We start from the raw sequence: 19469 nt of genomic DNA, 5'->3' as shown, positions 1-19469 counted from the left end.
GACGCGGGTCCATCCATAAGTGACAGCCGAAGCCGCCTTTCAATTTCGAACCATGCGGTTCAAAATGTTATCCGGTATTAGCCCCGGTTTCCCGGAGTTATCCCAGTCTTATGGGCAGGTTACCCACGTGTTACTCACCCGTCCGCCGCTAACTTCTTGAGAGCAAGCTCTCAATCCATTCGCTCGACTTGCATGTATTAGGCACGCCGCCAGCGTTCATCCTGAGCCAGGATCAAACTCTCCAATAAAGTTAGTTTGTCTAGCATCTAAAAATAAAAATTGACGTTTCACGTTGTTTGTTTCGTTCAGTTTTCAAAGAACTAATTGGTCGCTCATTTGCGACTTCCTTATGTTAACATCTTCATTTTTCAATGTCAACTAAGTTTTTCAATTTCTTTTTTGTCGTTTTCTGCGTTTCCGCATCAGCGACGGTTATTAATATATCATGCAGTATATACAGGGTCAATACTTTTCACAAAAAAATTTCACATCCCGTTAAAAACTTAAAATTCATTATAGCACCTATTCATTCTTCATGGCTCCTCTCCTATCCATTTCATATCTTATCTCTTTATCAATTTACACGAGAGTGAAAATTCTAAATTTTATGTTATATTATTATTATAGGAGTGTGGTGAGAATGAGCATTAAGTATTCAAACAAAATCAATAAAATCCGGACCTTTGCATTAAGTTTAGTATTTATCGGCCTCTTCATTGCATACTTAGGTGTCTTTTTCCGCGAAAACATTATTATCATGACAACTTTTATGATGGTTGGCTTTTTAGCTGTTATCGCTAGCACTGTCGTTTATTTTTGGATTGGTATGTTATCTACTAAGACTATCCAAATTATTTGTCCAAGCTGTGATAAGCCAACAAAAATGCTCGGCCGTGTCGATGCATGTATGCACTGCAATCAACCTTTAACACTAGATCGAGATCTAGAAGGAAAAGAATTTGATGAAAAGTATAATAAGAAGAGTTATAAATCATAAGTATCAAGGGAAATACGAGTTTGCAACACTACAAACGTTTCAACTCATTAAAAAGTTGATTTCTTAAGAAATCAACTTTTTAATTGTTTTATTAAATTTATTACACCTATTTTTTCGAAATAACAGTAAACATCCCTGTCATGTTAGGCGAATAATCTTTAAAATCATATTTTTCGTAGAATGACGTTTTCCCTTGCGACGCAAACAAACCAATGAATGCTTTATCTGGAGCATTCTGATTTAAGTATTCTACTAAAGTATTCATTATTTTCTTTCCAATACCATTCTTTTGATACTCTGGATGAACCACTATATCTTGAATATAGAAATAGATAGCCCCATCACCAACAATTCTGCCCATGCCGATGATTTGATTATTATCCTTGACTGTTATACAGTAAATCGAATTTTGAAGTGATATTTCCACCACCTCAAAGTTCATATAATTAGTCCATCCCACAGAATCACATAAATATTTATATTCTTCCAATGTTGGAATGTCACTTTTAATCTCATATTTCTTCAAAATGTCCCCTCCAAGAATTCATTTCCACCAATACAAAGTAAATTCGACAAACTTTTATCTAACCCTTCTTACTAACTTAGCACTGTAAATCCCGATTAACCTCACGCTAATCCTTATATAATAAAGAAAGAGGCTGACGTATAGCCGTCAGCCTCTTTCTTTATTATATATTACGCCTTATGACACTCTGGACAAACGCCATAAATTTCTAAGCGATGACTATTGATAACGAAGCCTGTCGTTTTCGCAGCTTCCTCTTCCAGCTTTTCCAAGCCTCCATAAGGAAAATCAACAATCTTACCACATTTTTCGCAAATCACATGATAATGTTGACTTGTAACATAATCAAATCTACTTGAAGCGTCTCCATAAGTTAATTCCTTTACAAGTCCAACCTCTTTAAACACACGTAAGTTATTATAGACAGTTGCAACACTCATATTTGGAAACTTACCTTCTAATGCTTTATAAATATCATCCGCTGTTGGGTGCGTCATTGATTCCACAAGGTACTCTAAAATAGCATGACGCTGTGGAGTAATGCGTACACCCGTATTTTTCAGCATTTCTAGCGCTTCTTTTAATTCTTCTTTGACCACCGTCATGCACCCCGATTCTATACGGATTATTATTTTATAATTCTTATAAAGAGTGTACTCCTTTTCTTATAAATCGTCAATATTTCTACTATAAGTATGTGGTTTATTTTTATATTCAGGACTTGTTTTTATGTATCTTTCCCTTTTTCTTCATATATTACATAGAAAAAAGTGCGACATAATCGCACTTGGAATACTATCATCTGAGGAGGTATGCCCTACACTTCCACTTTATGTAAGGCAGTAAAATATGTATAGACACTTGCCTTGTTTCTGCATATTTTATCTCCAACGTAGATTTATTTTATATAAGAAAGAACATCCTCAATATGTCCTTTCACTTTCACTTTACGCCACTCTTTTACAAGTTCACCGTCTTTATTAATAAGGAATGTAGAACGCTCGATTCCCATATACTCTTTCCCAAAGTTCTTTTTTAACTTCCAAACATCGTATAACTCTGCTACTTTATGATCTTCATCTACTAAAAGTGTAAATGGTAATTCATGTTTCTCAATGAATTTCAAATGTCTATTCGCTGAATCAGGACTTACTCCAAGAATAACCGTATCCTTCTCTTGAAATACTCCATACGCATCACGAAAATCACATGCTTCAGTTGTACATCCTGGCGTCATATCTTTCGGGTAAAAATAGAGAACTACATTTTTACCGCGAAAATCAGCTAGGCTAACTTCTTCTCCGTTACTTCCCTCTAATGTGAATTCTGGTGCCATTTCTCCTACTGTAATCATTGTTATCACTCCTACTCTTTTCCTTTACTATAACAAATGCTTCCTTATTTTTCATTGTCTATTACAGACCTCATCACAAAAGCAAAAGGGAGTGTATATCCAATTAGCGCTTCTGCAATTGCAATCCATCGCCCAATTCCAATCGGAGATATGTCACCATATCCAACAGACAATAAAGTAACTGCGCTAAAATATAAACAAACTTCAACGAGTTGAAAAGAATGAACGTTCAAACTTTCTCCGTCCTCTTTCAAAACTGCGAAACCCATTTCCTCTAATACAACGTAACTTAATCCAAACGCGATCAGTACTGTTGTATAGATCAAAAATAATGTGGCCAAATTATACAGCGAAAAAAAACGCGTTGAATCTGAATAAGAACTCCATAATAATTGGACACTTTTCAAAATAGCGATTGCTGCAATTAATAGAATAAATCCCCATAACATGTCCTCCACCTCATTTTATATGTATGAGGTGGAGGACTGATTTATCCCTTAGAAACGAACAAGCTTCTATAATTAATTACCCGCGCCACGGTATCTTTTTACTCCTTGGTTCCAGAGGTTGATTGCAATCGTAAAACAGATAACACCAACAAGTGGCGTCGCGAATGCATAACTATTCCATTCTGTTTTTCTTAAAAAGTATGCTGCTGGATATACTCCAACAAACGCGAACGGTAAAACAAACGTTAAAATGAAACGAATTACACGATTATAAATATTAACAGGATAGCGCCCATAATTACCTATGTTATACATAAGGGGCATAATTGAACTTTTCGCATCCGACCAAAAACCAAGGCTCGCAAGCGTAACAAATATCCCTCCATATACAAGTGCTCCTCCTCCTACCATCAATATAAATAAGAAGAAATCATACCAGTAAAAAGATAATTGTAACTCCACAGCTGCATATCCCATTACAAAAATCCCTGTAATAGCTCCAATTAAAGATTCAAGTTCCATTCTTTCTAATATAATTTGAAATAGGCTATGGATCGGTCGCGTTAATACACGATCCATCTCCCCTTTAATAATGTATCGATCATTAAAATCCCATATATTAAAGAAAGCTGAAAAGATGGCAAATGGTACTAAAAAGAAACCATAAATAAAGATTACCTCTTCTCGACTCCATCCCTTCAATGCTTGTGTATGCCCAAATACAACGAGAATAAATATTAAATTAACTGCTTGAAGCGATAAATCAGAAAGTAAACCAACGATAAAATCGCCTCGATACTCCAATTTCGTTTTTATATATTGACTTGCATATTGTAAAAATAAGTTTATATATAGCATCTCATCATCCCCCTTGTACAATTAGACGTTTTCTCGCCGTTCTCCACATGAGTACAATTGGAATAATAAGTACAATCGCCCAAATCACTTGAAATACTAAAGCCTCATACAACTTACTCCCCTGTATACCTTGAGAAAAAATCATACTTGGAATATAACTAATAGCCTGAAACGGTAAAAACATCATTGCTTTTTGGGCCCATAACGGATAAAAACTAATTGGTAATAATAGACCTGAAAATAAATCAATAACAACGCGTTTTGCATACATAATCCCACTATTATTAAATAGGAAAAACGTAAGCATTCCCGTCATTAAATTAATTTGTGTATTAATAATAAAACTAAATATTAAGGATAAGAAGAAATATAACCAAGTTTGAAAATTCGTTGTAATTTGCAACGAAAATAATAACGTAACGATAACCATGCCTGGAATGGAAAAGAAGGCAAAACGGAATATCCCCTCGCCAAGACCTTGCATAACTTTCATTCCCAAATAGTTATACGGACGAATTAATTCTACAGCCACACGTCCTTCTTGAATCTCCATCGCAATTTCCCTATCTATATTATTAAAATAGAAGGCACGTGCCATCCACGCGATTGCGATATACGTGGTCATTTGCGAAATAGATAAACTTTCAATATTCTCTTTTCCGCTATAAATTGCTTGCCATAAAAAATAGTAAGCACCGATATTAATCGTATAAATTAAAATCCCACTATAGTAATTTGTACGATACGCAAGCATCATTAAAAAGCGAATTCGAATCATTTCAATATACTTACCCATGCGTAATACCTTCTTCATAAATGTTACGAATAATTTCCTCTGTAGACACTTCGTTAATTTTTAAATCTTTAATTTGAAAGGCTTGTACTACTTTAGAAATCAGCATTGAAATAATAACTTCTTCATTCGGAATTTTTGCAACCCATGCATTTTCCTCTTTTGCTTTCGACCAAACGACATGATTATCTGGCATAACCATTGATAAAGCTTGATAGGAAACTGGTGCAACAAACTGAAAGTGTATTTCCTTCTCTGCTCCCCACTGCGTACGAAGATTATTTAAAGAACCGTCATACATAATATTTCCTTCATCCAGCATGATAACACGCTCACATAAAGCTTCAATATCCGTAATATCATGAGTAGTTAATAAAATTGTTGTTTTATAACGTTCATTCATTTCTTTTAAAAATTCACGTATTTTCAATTTCACAAGTACATCTAACCCAATTGTTGGCTCATCTAAAAATAATAACGGTGGATTATGAATTAAGGCTGCTGCTAATTCACAACGCATTCTTTGACCGAGAGATAATTTTCGAACTGGTTTATCTAATAAAGGCCCTATATCTAACGTTTCAATTACGTGCTCCATATGCTCCTTATACTGAGCGTCTGATACACCATACACTTTCTTTAATAAACGAAACGATTCTTGGACTGCAATATCCCACCAAAGTTGCGAGCGCTGTCCAAAGACAACACCAATTGTTCTTACAAATTCTTCTCTTTGTTTATGTGGATTCATTCCATTTACTGTGATTTGCCCTGATGTCGGAGTCAAAATCCCCGTAAGCATTTTAATTGTTGTTGATTTACCAGCACCGTTCTCACCGATATAACCAACCATTTCACCTTGCTTTACAGTAAAAGATACATCATTTACTGCTGGTACTATTTTATAATTACGATTTAATAAATCGCGAAATGCACCCTTTAAGCCCGGACGACTTGAATAGGCTGTAAACTCTTTACGTAACCCTTGTACCTCAATTACCGATTTCATAATCGGACCCCCCTCCTAAATGTCACAACGAATAGTTTACCCAACTGCCTTCGCTATCACAAACAATACGTCTTTTCGAAAAACATGTTAGAATAATACATAGATTTTTGTAAGGAGATGAATTGTAGTGAAATTCACAAAGTCAGAAGAATTACATAAAGAAGCTTTAGAGCATATCGTTGGCGGTGTTAACAGTCCTTCTCGTTCTTTTAAAGCAGTTGGCGGCGGCGCTCCTGTTGCTATGGAACGCGGGAAAGGCGCTTATTTCTGGGATGTAGACGGAAATAAATATATCGATTATTTAGCAGCATACGGTCCTATTATTACTGGACATGCTCATCCGCATATAACAAAAGCAATTACAACAGCTGCTGAAAATGGGGTACTTTACGGAACACCAACAGCGCTAGAGGTAAAATTCGCAAAAATGTTAAAAGAAGCAATGCCTGCATTAGATAAAGTCCGTTTTGTAAACTCTGGTACAGAAGCAGTGATGACAACGATTCGTGTTGCTCGTGCTTATACAGGTCGCACAAAAATCATGAAATTTGCTGGTTGTTACCACGGCCATTCTGATTTAGTACTTGTGGCAGCTGGATCTGGTCCTTCTACTTTAGGAACTCCTGACTCAGCTGGCGTACCACAAAGTATCGCACAAGAAGTTATTACCGTTCCATTTAATAATGTAGAAACTTTAAAAGAGGCGTTAGATAAATGGGGTCATGAAGTAGCAGCTATCCTTGTAGAACCGATTGTTGGAAACTTCGGTATTGTAGAGCCTAAACCAGGATTCCTTGAAAAAGTAAATGAACTTGTTCACGAAGCTGGCGCACTAGTAATTTACGATGAAGTTATTACTGCTTTCCGCTTTATGTACGGTGGTGCTCAAGACTTACTTGGTGTGACACCTGACTTAACAGCGCTTGGTAAAGTTATTGGCGGCGGTTTACCGATCGGTGCTTACGGTGGTAAGAAAGAAATTATGGAACAAGTTGCTCCGCTTGGACCTGCATACCAAGCTGGTACAATGGCAGGAAACCCTGCTTCTATGGCATCAGGTATCGCTTGTCTAGAAGTGCTTCAACAAGAAGGACTTTATGAGAAATTAGATGAACTTGGTGCAATGCTTGAAAAAGGAATTTTAGAGCAAGCAACGAAACATAATATCGACATTACATTAAACCGTCTAAAAGGAGCTTTAACTGTATACTTCACAACAAATACAATTGAAGATTACGATGCCGCACAAGATACAGACGGTGAAATGTTCGGTAAATTCTTCAAGCTTATGCTTCAAGAAGGAGTTAACTTAGCACCTTCTAAATACGAGGCATGGTTCTTAACGACAGAACATACAAAAGAAGATATTGAATATACAATCGAAGCTGTCGGCAGAGCATTTGCTGCCCTAGCAGACAATAAATAATCCCGTCATTAAAAGGAAAAAAGAAAGCTCACCTTTCTTTTTTCCTTTTTTCTATTTCATAAATCCCGTATTAATAGTATAATTATTCATAATTATCTGTTTTATATTCTTTTACAGCATTACTATCTCTGTGTACAAGGTGATTTGCACCTTAAATAGTAATATTATTCTAACTTTTACAAGAGGGGGGATTGACGGATGCTCAATACAAAAAATACATGGACACCGTCTTTATTTCGAGATTATAGAAATGCAGAACACGATGCGTGTGGAATCGTTTCCGTTATGGAGAAACGAAAAATTGCTACAAAAGAAAACATTGACCTTTGTATTCAATCACTCGTCAAAATGAATCATAGAGCTGGTTTCATTAATGGTGAGGGCGATGGCATCGGCATTCACATTGATGTACCAAAAGCGCTTTGGAATGAAAAACTAAAAAGTAGCGGATATAATCCAACGATTGTGGATCATCCCCACTTTATCGTTGGACATTTTTTTCTAAATAAAAAAGAAAACATTACTATCTTAAAAGATTATATTCGTACGCAATTAAACAACAAAAAATTTACAATCATTTTCGAAAGTGATGATGTAACAAACTCCGATGCACTCGGTCCACTTGGTAAACAAGAAGAACCTTTATTTTGGCAAGTTGCCCTTATCGCAGAAAACGAAATTACAAATATTGAGCAAACATTATTTTCTGTCACAATAAAAATAGAGGAAAACGAAGCAATTCATGTTGCTTCATTAAGTCGTGATCATGTTGTATATAAAGTTCTAGGTGCTGGTGATACACTTGTTGCCTACTATAATGATTTACAACATCCACTTATCGCTTCAACTATGACATTAGGACATAACCGCTACTCTACTAATACATTATCTAATTTTTTTCGTGTACAACCATTTAGCATTCTCGGACATAATGGTGAAATTAACACAATCGCAAAATTACGCGATCAAGCTGAAATGATTGATGTACCACTTACTGCTGGAGGCAGTGACTCTCAAGATTTAAACCGCACCTTAGAAACTCTACTTGTTCAATACGACTACAGTTTATTTGAAGCAATGGAAATATTGTTCCCTCCAATTATTAATGAAATTAAACTTTATGAAACACCTTTACAAGATTTATATACGTATATACGTGAAGCATGGGGACATTTTGCACAAGGACCAGCTGGCATCATTTCCCGTTTTAAAGATGAAGCTGTTTTCAGTGTTGATTCCCTTGGATTACGCCCAGTATGGAAAGTAGAGACAGAGAGCTCTTATATTTTCTCTTCTGAACCTGGAGTTGTATCACCAACTAAATATGTAGCAGAACCAAAACCACTCGCCCCTGGAGAAAAGGTTGGATTAAAATGGAATGAACAAGATGAACTTGTTCTTTATGAATATGACAAATATCAAATCCAAGTATATAACCGTTTTAAAAAGCGAATTGATACTACCAATTACCATTTAAATTTATCTATCCCTGAAACGAAAAAAATCCAAGGGCTATGTGATTCTGTTCAAGTTGAAACGAAACAATACGTCGCTTTCGGATGGGACCGAGAACATATTCAGCTCCTTGAACAGATGGCAACAAAAGGCGTTGAGCCAATACGCTCACTTGGGCATGACTCACCACTTGCCGCACTCGATACTGATAGACGAAATATCGCTGACTTTATTAAAGAAAGTGTAGCTGTTGTTACAAACCCTGCAATTGACCGTGACCGTGAAATTGAACACTTCTCTACACGTACTGTACTTGGAGAGCGTCCAAGTTTATTAAGCAGCGCAAAACGGCCATTTGTAGTTGAAATGCTTTCACCAATTATTTTAGAAGGCAGCGTGGCACAACCTATTGCAGAGGAATTACACACAATTACGTATGAACAACTCATAGAGTTATTTATGACTCATAACTCTATCGCCACAATCTCTGCTACATTCAGCTCGTCAGAAACCCTGCAATGTGCATTAAGCCGCATTAGTTCTGAAGCGATAGCTGCTGTTAACAATGGTGCTTCTCTACTAGTATTAGATGACGCAAAAGCCCATCTAAATGAACGCTTGTGGATTGATCCACATTTAGTTACTGCTAAAGTACATCAAGCATTAAGTGAAAATAAATTACGCCGCAATTGTTCTCTCGTTATACGTTCTGGTGCTCTTCGCTCCTTACATGACATTGTCACACTATATGGATTAGGAGCAGATGGTATTAATCCATATTTATTATTCGCCACTGTAAATGATGGAACAAAAACACCAATTACGAATCTGTATAATGCACTTAATAAAGGATTAGAAAAAGTCATTTCAACAATTGGAATTCATGAGTTACGTGGTTACGGACGTCTCTATTCATCTATTGGGTTACATGAAGAAATTGCAAATATATTACAAATTACAAATTTCTTCGGTTCAAATGATTTAGCTTTTTCACTTGAATCACTTACTGAAGATGCAAAAATACGAGCAGAGGATTATAACAATCCTAAAATTAGAATGCGAAAATCATTTCATATATTCCCGCGAATTTGGAAAGCAATTGGCGATGTTGCAAAAGGAAATTCTTATGATGATTACCGTGACAAGTTAAGTGAACTAGAAGAGAATAATCCAATCGCAATCAGACACCTTGTTCAAACGAAACAAACAAAACATGTCGTTCCAACTGAAGAAGTATCTATCGGCATTCAAAATCATAATTTACCATTTATTATTAGTTCTATGTCATTTGGTTCTCAAAACGAAATCGCCTTTCGCGCATATGCAGAAGCGGCCGATCAGCTAAATATGATTAGCTTGAACGGTGAAGGCGGCGAAATTAAAGATATGATTGGGAAATACCCACATACACGTGGACAACAAGTGGCATCTGGACGATTTGGAGTAAATGCCGAACTACTAAACTCATCAAACTTAATTGAAATCAAGATCGGTCAAGGCGCAAAGCCTGGAGAGGGTGGACATTTACCTGGTTCAAAAGTGACAGCCAAAATAGCTGAAGCACGTAATGCGACAATCGGCTCAGATTTAATTTCACCTTCTAATAACCATGATATTTATTCAATTGAAGATTTAGCTCAAATAATTACAGAAATTAAAACAGCTAATCAACTTGCCAAAGTAGCCGTGAAAGTCCCTGTCGTTCCTAATATCGGAACAATTGCTGTCGGTATCGCCAAAGCTGGCGCTGATTTTATTAACATTAGCGGATTCGATGGCGGAACAGGTGCTGCACGTATTCACGCATTGCAGCATGTAGGTCTCCCTGTAGAAATTGGTGTTAAAGCCGCTCACAACGCTTTATTAGAAGCAAGCATGAGACATAAAGTAGAGATTTGGGCAGATGGTGGTATTCGAAGTGTAAATGATGCCTTGAAAATCATGCTCCTCGGAGCAAACCGTATTGGATTTGGCACACTATCAATGATTGCAATCGGCTGTACTACTTGCCGTGGGTGCCATCTAGATACTTGCCATGTTGGAATTGCGACACAAATCGAGTCTGAAGCACAAGCAAAAGAACACGGATTACGCCGCTTCGTCCCGCGCGAATTAGAAAGCGCAGTTGCCGGCCTGTTAAATTTATTCACCTCTTTCGGTGTAGAACTACAACGATTAACAGGACAGCTTGGGTATACAAATTTACAAACAATTGTTGGGCGTTCTGATTTATTAGAGCAAGTTCGAGGCGAAAATTTATTAAACTTACGTAATTTACTACAAATAATAGAACATCCATCTGTTACAACAACAGAAGACGTGCCGAAAAAACAATTTAAAACCGTTCATTCCGCTGACTCAAAAGAATTAGTAGGCGTTGGTGTAGAGCAACGCGTTATGGGTGGTCTAGAATCATGTTATCGCGTTCGCAGTAAACTATATGAAGCTACTCAACTTGAACCACTTACATTAAAGTATACGAATGGTTCTATTCCCGGAAATGGGTTAGGTGCTTACAATAGTGAAAATTTATTTATACACGTAAATGGCGGCGCACAAGATGGCATTGGTAAAACTTCCTTTGGTGGTGGTATTTATATAACGAAATCAAAAGGAGAAGATGGAGTATATTATAACGGTTCTGTCGGAAAAGGATTTGGATATGGTGCACAAAAAGGGGCACTATACGTGCAAGGGAACGCTGATGCTCGCGCTGGCATTCGCCTTTCTGGGGCAGACATGATAATTGGCGGTAGAATAACAAAACCACTCCGTGAAAAAGAGCACGGGAATATAGGGGCATACTCCAATATTAAAGGGTTTGCTTTTGAATATATGACAAATGGGCGAGCGCTTGTTTTAGGTGACCCTGGTCCATGGATTTGCGCCGGCATGACTGGCGGTGTTGTTTATTTACGTCATGATTCAAACTTAGGCTTAACAGAACAAGCCTTAAAAAGAAGAATCGCAAAAGGGGCAAATGTTACATTACAACCAATTAGTAAAAACGGTTTGAAAGATGTAACTGAATTATTGTTAGACTATATTCGTGTACTAAACGAGCATGAGCAATATGAGGAAGTTGCTTTGTTAACCCCGTTATTAGATGATATACAGAACCATTTTTTTGAAATTATCCCGAAAAAAGAACAGGCAGATCCATCTATCTCAACAGAGTAACATGAGTAATTTTCATTATTAAGAAAAAATTGACGAAGTACACTTCTCATAGTAATCTATAGTAACAATTTGAGACCTGCTGAAATTCAGCAGGTCTTTTTACTAAAAACTGATGTTTAAAAGAAATTAGGAAAAATTATAAAGTGAAACTTTAATTAGCCTACAGCAATTGAGCGTTTACCGGCATCCAGCTACTGAATTTAGAGGCGGGAATCTTACTGTTCACAATTAGCGCGATAAAATGAATACTAATTTCTTTTAACGTCACTAAAATATCACTTGCTAACATATTGTAATGAATGTATAGTATCATGTTGTACATTCATTATGACAAGAGAAAGGATCTTATTAAGGGTATGAAACTTGGTGCTCGCATTTTAAAAACGGGTATTGCCATCACGTTAGCTTTATTTGCTTGTATTTTACTTCAATTACCGAGTCCGGTATTTGCGGGAATTTCAGCTATCTTTGCTGTTCAACCGTCTGTATACCGTTCTTATTTAACCGCACTTGAACAAATTCAAGCAAATGTAATCGGTGCGATATTTGCTATCGCATTTGCTACTGCTTTTGGACATAATCCTTTTATTATTGGATTAACATGTATATTAGTAATTGCTCTTACACTGCAATTACGATTAGAAAACACAATATCAATTGCTTTAGTAACAGTTATCGCCATTATGGAGTATCAAGGCGAAGATTTCTTTAGTTTTGCCTTACTTCGCTTTGCGACGATTATGATTGGTATTATTGCGGCTTCACTTGTAAATTTAGTATTTATGCCGCCGAAATATGAAACAAAACTTTATCATCGTATCGTTGATAATACAGAAGAAATTGTAAAATGGATTCGAATGAATAGCAGGCAAGCTTCTGATTTTACAACGCTAAAAACTGATATTGATCGTATGAAAGAAAAAATGATCAAATTAAACCATTACTATTTGCTGTATAAAGAAGAAAGAAGCTACACGAAAAAAGTAAAGTTCGCAAAAATTCGTAAGCTCGTTTTATTCAGACAAATGTTAGCGACAACAAGCCGTGCTTTAAGTACGTTAAAATCATTACACCGTACTGAAAACGAACTGCGTTACATGCCGGAAGAGTTTCAGGAATCTATCCAAAACGAACTTGACTCATTAACGCATTATCATGAACAAGTTTTATTAAAATTTATTGGTAAAGCAAAAAAACAACAATCTGTTGAGATGCTTGATGAAGTTGAAACAGGTAAACAAGAATTAATTGATATCTTTATGGAATATCAAAATAAGGACGATGAAGAAGCATATAAAACATGGCTACATCTCTTCCCTCTTATTTCTTCCATTATTAACTATAGTGAAGAAGTAGAGCATTTAGATTTACTTGTAGATAGCTTCTACACATACCATAAACCAGAAAAAGAACTCCAAATCGATGATAAAAAAGAAGACGAATAAAAAAACAGCTCCTTTTATGCTAAAGGAGCTGTTTCTGTTATATGTTGAAGTTGATATAAATTGTAATAAAATCCTTTTTTTCGCATTAACTCTTCATGAGAACCAGTCTCTTTAATCTCACCGTCTTCAATGTAAATAATCGTATCAACATGCGTAATCGTCGCTAATCGATGTGCGATTATAATCGTCGTCCTGTCAGCAGCTAACGTCTGAAGCGCCTCTTGAATATACCTTTCATTTTCTAAATCCAATGCCGAAGTTGCTTCATCCAATATAAGTACCGACGGATTCTTTAGAAACACTCGTGCAATTGCCACACGTTGTCTTTGCCCGCCCGATAGCTTTACACCACGTTCTCCAACGACAGTATTATAACCATCTGGTAAGTCTATAATAAAATCATGAATTTGCGCAGCTTTGGCAGCTGCAATCACTTCTTGCTCTGTAGCTTTCGGATTTCCATATAATATATTTGCTCCAATTGTATCGCTAAACAATAAATTATCTTGCAGTACAATTCCAATATTACTACGTAAATTTCTCATATTATACTTTCTTACATCTATCCCATCTACATAAACCGCTCCCTCAGAAACATCATAGAAACGCGGGATCAAACTAGCAAGAGATGACTTTCCTCCCCCACTCGCTCCTACAAGCGCTACTTTCTCTCCAGGCTGCATAGTTAATGACAAGTTGTGTAATATCTCTTTTTCATCTGCATTATAACGAAAAGAAACATTATCAAATACAATTTCTCCATTTAATTTTTTCGTTTGTACCGCATTTGGCACATTAACAATATCGTATTTTTCATCTAACAGTTCAAACACACGGTCCATCGATGCAAAAGATTGTGTTAATGTTGTAGATGAATTAACAAGGCGGCGAAGCGGACTATATAAACTATCCATATATCCAACAAAAGCTACCATCGTCCCTAGCGTTAACTGCCCTTGAATTACTTCATATGCTGCAAAACCAATCACAAGTAATGGACCTAAATCTGTTAACGTATTTACTGCCGAGAATGTTCTCGCCGTCCAACTTGTATGGGTTAATGCTTTCGTTAAAAATTCATTATTTCTTTTTTCAAACTGCTTCCCCTCATACTCTTCTAACGCAAAGCTACGTGTCACTTGCATTCCTTGAATACGTTCATGCAAATATCCTTGCATCGTCGCTAACGCTTGTGAACGCTCTTTCGTCAATTTCCGAAGACGTCCGAAAAAATATTTCACTGCAATTACATAAATAGGTAAAATCAATAACGCAACAAATGTTAATTTTATATTCATAGAAAACATAACAATGATGGCAATAGCAATTGTTGCAGTATCTAACCAGACGTTCATCAAACCAGTAATTACAAAATCCTTCGTTTGTTCTACATCATGGATGACACGCGAAATAATCTCTCCTGTTTTTGTATTGGAGTAATAACGTAAACTTAATTTTTGTAAGTGACCAAAAATATACTTCCGCAAATCATACAGTATTGTATTTGCGATACGCTGCGCGAAATATTGACGATAATATTCAATCGGTGGTCTTAATACCGCAAAAATAAAAAAAGCAATTCCAATCGCTGTTATTAATTGAGATGTTTTATCTTGAAGTGAACCTCCGCCTTGAATTACATCATCGATAATATACTTTAATAACCACGGCATAATAAGTGGGATACCAAACTTAACTAGTCCAATAATAATTGTAATAGCGATAAGCCATCGATATGGTTTAACAAATTGTAAATATCTTTTTATGCCCTGCACATAATCCCCCCTCTAATAGGACAAACCTGCCGGGAAGCCCCCTGCAGGTTTGTTTTAATTTCTGTACATTAAATATCGTTCATACCACATATCTACGAAGTCTGGTGCAAACGGACCTTTTCTTTGATGAATCCACTGTGTTAAATGTGCTACATTTCGTTTTAAAATTGTATCGATAACAGGTGGATACTGCATAATTTGACTATGTTTTTCATACTCATCTTCATCTAGAAGCGTATATGTCATATCTGGATACACTTTAATATCTAAATCATAATCAATATACTTTAATGCTTCAGAATCATACGCAAAAGGGGAGCTTAAATTACAATAATAATATACGCCCTCTTCCCTAAGCATCCCAATCACATTAAACCAATAGTTGGCATGAAAATAACAAATTGCTGGTTCACGCGTAATCCATGTTCGGCCATCCGATTCTGTAACTACTGTACGATCATTCGCTCCGATCACAAGACTCTGTGTCCCTTTTAAAATTGTTGTTTCTTCCCACATTCTATGAATGGAGCCATTATGTTTATAACTATGTATTTGTACTTTTTCTCCTTCTTTGGGAAATCCCATATATGCTCCCTTCTTTCAACTGCAAATGCCCTTTGAACGGCATTCACTTTTCTTCTATTATAACTTTTTTGTCAAAATTTTAAAACTAAAGGGATAAGACTCTATTTTCCACACTGAATATGCAGGAGGTTTATCGTTGAATACAATAATACCCAATCTTCTCAGAACACAAGGATTGTACTGTATTATTTATAAACGAGGACATGTAATAGAAAAAGCCCCTCTCTATTTGAAGGACTTTTCACCTGAAGGCAATAATATATCTTATCCTAAATTTGAAATCATTTTTTCAGTTGTAAAAGATTGGATTACACTATTCGTTTGTTCTTCAAATTTCTCATGTAACATCTTCAACGCTACTTCTGTTCTATATATTTCCTGACGGATAAAATGCAGTTCTTTTTTATCGCACGTATCTTTTTCATTCATTTCAATTTGTTGATACTTCTCTAAGTGTGATTGCAATTTTAACAGCTCATCCATCGTTTCCAATTGTTCTCCCACCAACTTATCAAAATCGTTCATTACTTACCCCCTTTTGGATTTCTTCATCAGTTATTATTCCTAATTACATATTTCTAATCTTTAACTTCCTTCTCCTTTGACAACATTTGTTGACTTATTAGAAGTTATGTCGTTCACTTTCTTTTCATTACAATGACCCGCACACAAAGAAAACACTTCTCTCGAATTGGAGAAGTGTTTTTCTTTCATTACTCGTTTGAACTAGAAGATTGTGATTGTTTTGCAGCTGACTTAGCATTTTGTTTTTTCACAGCATGCACGTCTGTTTCAGTTGCAAATTCTGTACCATAACTAGCGTTTGCACTTTGTGCACCAGAAGCTTGTGCTTTCTTTGCTTCTGATTGTGCGTTTGCTTGTTTTACTGCTTGTACATTTGTTTCAGTTGCAAACTCTGTACCATAACTAGCATTTGTACTTTGAATGCTAGCACCAGAAGTTGCCTTGTTATAACCTTGTTGTTTTTTACTCATCTTTCTCACCTCCACAATCAATAATGTAACCAATTCAACTAGAAGCTATCCGTAATTTTCTTTTAAAAAAATTCCGCATATATCTCTTGTTACTCATTCAAACTATAGAAAATGGAGGTGGAAATATGTATATAGGACGCGATATGACTGAACTAACGATGCTTTCAAAAAACGAATGGAAAGAAGATGAATTAGCTTATTTTCATCATTCATTACAACAGATTTTGCCCTATTTAAATGCGGAAGGGCAAAGTATTTATAAAGAAATTGTAATAGAGATCGAATCAAGGGGCGGCTTACAAGAAGGTGATGCCAGTTGGACTCATGGGACAAAAATTTCTTACGATTAAAAAAGTGTTCCCAATTTAGGGAACACTTTTTTGTTTATTGCATTGTAATTTTCTCAACACAACTCTCATAAATCGTACGATGCGATTTAGAGAAAGGTAACTGCTCAAATGCTTCTTTCGATACAAGTTTCAATGTATCTGTTTCAACAATATCACCGGTTACTTTTCCGTAAAATACAAATATATCCCAAGTACGATGAGTAAATGTATGTTGTACATTCATTGCGTACTCATCAATAGAAATCGAAAGCTCAAACTTTTCTTTCATATAATCTATAAGCTGTTCTTTCTGACTTCGAATCCCTTCGCCAAGTTCAATATTCGGAAACTCCCACATATTAGCTAATAATCCGCTACTTGGACGTTTATTAATAACGTAACGACCATCTTCAGTTTGAAGTACTCCTGCAACAAGCGGTACCATTGTAGGAGCTTTCGCTTTACTTTTTACTGGTAGTTCTTTTTGAACACCTTCAGCATATCCTCTGCAATGCTCACGTACAGGACAAAGTAAGCAAGATGGATTTTTTGGAATGCAAATCAATGCACCTAACTCCATCAAACCTTGATTAAAATAAGATGGATTTTCTTTCGAAATAATTTCACGCACAATCTCTTCAAACACTTTTCTAGTCTTTGGTTTTGCAATGTCATCCCATACTGATAAAATGCGAGATAATACACGCATAACATTTCCGTCAACTGCTGGCTCTGGTATACCATATGCGATACTTAAAATAGCACCTTTTGTATATGGTCCTACTCCTTTTAACTTTTCAATTTTCTTTACATCACTCGGTACTATTCCGCCATATACTTCTTTTACCTCTTTTACAGCCGCGTGTAAATTACGTGCTCTAGAATAATACCCTAAACCTTCCCATGCTTTTAATACTTCTTCATCATCTGCGTTCGCTAACGCTTCAAGTGTAGGAAACTTCCCCATAAAATTTGCGTAATATGGTTTTACAGCTTCTACTCTTGTTTGCTGTAACATAATTTCAGAAACCCAAACGCGGTATGGATCTTTATTCTTTCTCCACGGTAAGTCGCGCTGTTCTTCTTCAAACCAACCAATTAAATCATTTTGAAACTGCTCTATATTAAAATTTTTTAGTATTTCAAGTGTCAAACTTGATCCCCCTCATTTTTTTGCATATAAGTACTATTATAAAGATTTTAGGAAAAAATTTAAGTAAGATGACATAGGAAATTGAAGGCAAAGGACTTGAGGTATCGAATAAAAAGAGTTACATTAATAAAAAACGGAGGTGGATTTCTATGGACACAGCCACTCACCTTGTTATGGGTATCACTTTAGGTAGCTTAGCAACATTAGACCCAGCCATAGCACAAAGTGATATTGGCCCACAAGCTGTTATGCTTGCTACAATTGCTGGTTCCAACATTCCTGACATTGACACAGTTTTAAAATTGCGTAATAACGCTAAATATATAAGAAATCATCGCGGAGTTACTCATTCCATTCCCGCGGTAATTCTTTGGTCATTCCTTATAAGTGGCATCTCTTTCGCCTTCTTTTCAGACGCTCCATATCTTCATCTACTACTTTGGTCATTTATTGCAGTCTTCCTTCACGTCTTTGTAGATATTTTCAACGCCTATGGTACACAAGCATTACGGCCTTTCACAAAAAAATGGGTCGCACTCGGCGTGATTAATACATTCGATACCGTAATTTTCTTTATCCATATACTTGCAATTGCTTGCATGCTCGTCGGTTCTCATAAAGGATACACAGCCTTAGCAGCATATATATTAATGATTGTTTACTATACCGGACGAATTATGATGCACAGAAATATAAGAAGCGTTGTACACAAACGTTTCAAAAATGTCGAAAAGATTATCATTTCTCCTTCTTACCGATTTTATCATTATCATTTAGCAGTCGTTACAGCTGATTATTACTACGTTGCGAGGTGGCACCGTGGTAACATCATGATATATGACAAGTTCGATCGGGTACCGTTCCCAGACAATGATATTATGCGAGCAGCTAAACAAGATGAAAACATCTCGGCCTTCCTATCTTTCTCTCCTGTATATCGCTGGGATATTTTTGATCATGATCATTATTACGAAGTACGATTCATTGATTTACGGTATCGAAGTAAAGATTATTATCCATTTGTCGCGATTGTTCAGCTAGACCATAATTTAAATATTATTAGTTCCTATACGGGATGGATTTTTAGTGAAGAAAAACTTCGAAAAAAACTGGAATTACTTCCACATTAAAAAAAGCGAC

Annotated in this window: 18 protein-coding genes and 1 rRNA gene; 6 read left to right on the top strand and 13 right to left on the bottom strand. The window is 36.1% G+C overall.

Translation table 11 applies throughout. From position 1 onward, the window contains the following. Window positions 1–248: ribosomal RNA gene (locus ATL10_RS20730) — 16S ribosomal RNA — on the bottom strand; the annotation flags it as partial. A 392-nt stretch (window positions 249–640) separates the two neighbouring features. Between ATL10_RS20730 and ATL10_RS20720 the strand changes: the two genes are divergently transcribed. Beyond that, complete coding sequence (locus ATL10_RS20720) at window positions 641–997, top strand: YgzB family protein (protein WP_000025058.1); 357 nt, start codon at window positions 641–643, stop codon at window positions 995–997. A 106-nt stretch (window positions 998–1103) separates the two neighbouring features. Here the strand turns inward: ATL10_RS20720 and ATL10_RS20715 are convergent, their stop codons facing one another. From ATL10_RS20715 to ATL10_RS20685, 7 genes are all read right to left on the bottom strand, one after another. Continuing rightward, entirely contained in the window at window positions 1104–1523 is a 420-nt protein-coding gene (locus ATL10_RS20715) for a GNAT family N-acetyltransferase (protein WP_000759744.1), read from the bottom strand. 170 nt (window positions 1524–1693) lie between these two features. Then, window positions 1694–2122 carry a peroxide-responsive transcriptional repressor PerR gene (gene perR, locus ATL10_RS20710; RefSeq protein ID WP_000237829.1) on the bottom strand — a complete coding sequence of 143 codons (429 nt, stop codon included), beginning with the start codon at window positions 2120–2122 and terminating at the stop codon, window positions 1694–1696. A gap of 299 nt (window positions 2123–2421) precedes the next feature. After that, window positions 2422–2877 (bottom strand): thioredoxin-dependent thiol peroxidase, encoded by a 456-nt coding sequence (gene bcp, locus ATL10_RS20705; protein ID WP_000633711.1) that lies wholly within the window; start codon window positions 2875–2877, stop codon window positions 2422–2424. Between the two features lie 44 nt (window positions 2878–2921). Then, window positions 2922–3326 (bottom strand): potassium channel family protein, encoded by a 405-nt coding sequence (locus ATL10_RS20700; RefSeq protein ID WP_000964345.1) that lies wholly within the window; start codon window positions 3324–3326, stop codon window positions 2922–2924. A 72-nt stretch (window positions 3327–3398) separates the two neighbouring features. Next, the gene (locus ATL10_RS20695; protein ID WP_090978270.1) at window positions 3399–4184 is read right to left on the bottom strand and encodes an ABC transporter permease; all 786 of its coding nucleotides are present in this window, start codon (window positions 4182–4184) and stop codon (window positions 3399–3401) included. Between the two features lie 4 nt (window positions 4185–4188). Continuing rightward, entirely contained in the window at window positions 4189–4980 is a 792-nt protein-coding gene (locus tag ATL10_RS20690) for an ABC transporter permease (RefSeq protein ID WP_090978268.1), read from the bottom strand. Next, the gene (locus tag ATL10_RS20685; protein ID WP_000843655.1) at window positions 4973–5986 is read right to left on the bottom strand and encodes an ABC transporter ATP-binding protein; all 1014 of its coding nucleotides are present in this window, start codon (window positions 5984–5986) and stop codon (window positions 4973–4975) included. Before ATL10_RS20685 ends, ATL10_RS20690 begins: the two co-directional genes overlap by 8 nt. 127 nt (window positions 5987–6113) lie before the next feature. On the opposite strand from ATL10_RS20685, the gene hemL reads away from it, so the two are divergent. The 3 genes from hemL (at window position 6114) to ATL10_RS20670 (ending at window position 13492) form a co-directional block, all read left to right on the top strand. Beyond that, entirely contained in the window at window positions 6114–7412 is a 1299-nt protein-coding gene (hemL, locus tag ATL10_RS20680; protein WP_053565316.1) for a glutamate-1-semialdehyde-2,1-aminomutase, read from the top strand. A 198-nt stretch (window positions 7413–7610) separates the two neighbouring features. Further along, complete coding sequence (locus ATL10_RS20675) at window positions 7611–12047, top strand: glutamate synthase-related protein (RefSeq protein ID WP_110497406.1); 4437 nt, start codon at window positions 7611–7613, stop codon at window positions 12045–12047. 356 nt (window positions 12048–12403) lie between these two features. Then, on the top strand, window positions 12404–13492 hold the full coding sequence (locus ATL10_RS20670) for an aromatic acid exporter family protein (protein WP_000765787.1): 1089 nt from the start codon (window positions 12404–12406) through the stop codon (window positions 13490–13492). A 14-nt stretch (window positions 13493–13506) separates the two neighbouring features. Here the strand turns inward: ATL10_RS20670 and ATL10_RS20665 are convergent, their stop codons facing one another. The 4 genes from ATL10_RS20665 to ATL10_RS20650 all read right to left on the bottom strand — a co-directional run bounded on the left by ATL10_RS20665 (window position 13507) and on the right by ATL10_RS20650 (window position 16847). Further along, the gene (locus tag ATL10_RS20665; RefSeq protein ID WP_001161604.1) at window positions 13507–15267 is read right to left on the bottom strand and encodes an ABC transporter ATP-binding protein; all 1761 of its coding nucleotides are present in this window, start codon (window positions 15265–15267) and stop codon (window positions 13507–13509) included. Window positions 15268–15321: 54 nt separating this feature from the next. Further along, the gene (ntdP, locus tag ATL10_RS20660; protein ID WP_000506627.1) at window positions 15322–15852 is read right to left on the bottom strand and encodes a nucleoside tri-diphosphate phosphatase; all 531 of its coding nucleotides are present in this window, start codon (window positions 15850–15852) and stop codon (window positions 15322–15324) included. A gap of 264 nt (window positions 15853–16116) precedes the next feature. Next, entirely contained in the window at window positions 16117–16377 is a 261-nt protein-coding gene (locus ATL10_RS20655; protein ID WP_000997586.1) for a YgaB family protein, read from the bottom strand. 188 nt (window positions 16378–16565) lie between these two features. Then, window positions 16566–16847, bottom strand: a complete 282-nt coding sequence (locus tag ATL10_RS20650) for a gamma-type small acid-soluble spore protein (protein WP_000039034.1) — start codon at window positions 16845–16847, stop codon at window positions 16566–16568. Between the two features lie 125 nt (window positions 16848–16972). Between ATL10_RS20650 and ATL10_RS20645 the strand changes: the two genes are divergently transcribed. After that, window positions 16973–17197 (top strand): hypothetical protein, encoded by a 225-nt coding sequence (locus ATL10_RS20645; protein WP_000275439.1) that lies wholly within the window; start codon window positions 16973–16975, stop codon window positions 17195–17197. A gap of 34 nt (window positions 17198–17231) precedes the next feature. Here ATL10_RS20645 and mutY read toward each other — a convergent pair whose 3' ends face one another. Continuing rightward, complete coding sequence (mutY, locus tag ATL10_RS20640) at window positions 17232–18329, bottom strand: A/G-specific adenine glycosylase (RefSeq protein WP_000171381.1); 1098 nt, start codon at window positions 18327–18329, stop codon at window positions 17232–17234. A gap of 149 nt (window positions 18330–18478) precedes the next feature. Here mutY and ATL10_RS20635 point away from each other — a divergent pair, with 149 nt between their 5' ends. Then, window positions 18479–19459: a metal-dependent hydrolase gene (locus ATL10_RS20635; RefSeq protein ID WP_110497404.1), complete on the top strand. Its 981-nt coding sequence runs from the start codon at window positions 18479–18481 to the stop codon at window positions 19457–19459. The last annotated feature ends 10 nt before the right edge of the window (window positions 19460–19469 follow it).

It is taken from the genome of Bacillus sp. 196mf, assembly GCF_003217275.1.
Lineage (GTDB): Bacteria > Bacillota > Bacilli > Bacillales > Bacillaceae_G > Bacillus_A > Bacillus_A thuringiensis_S.
Note: the sequence above shows the minus strand (reverse complement) of the source record. Positions and strands in the feature narration are given on the sequence as shown.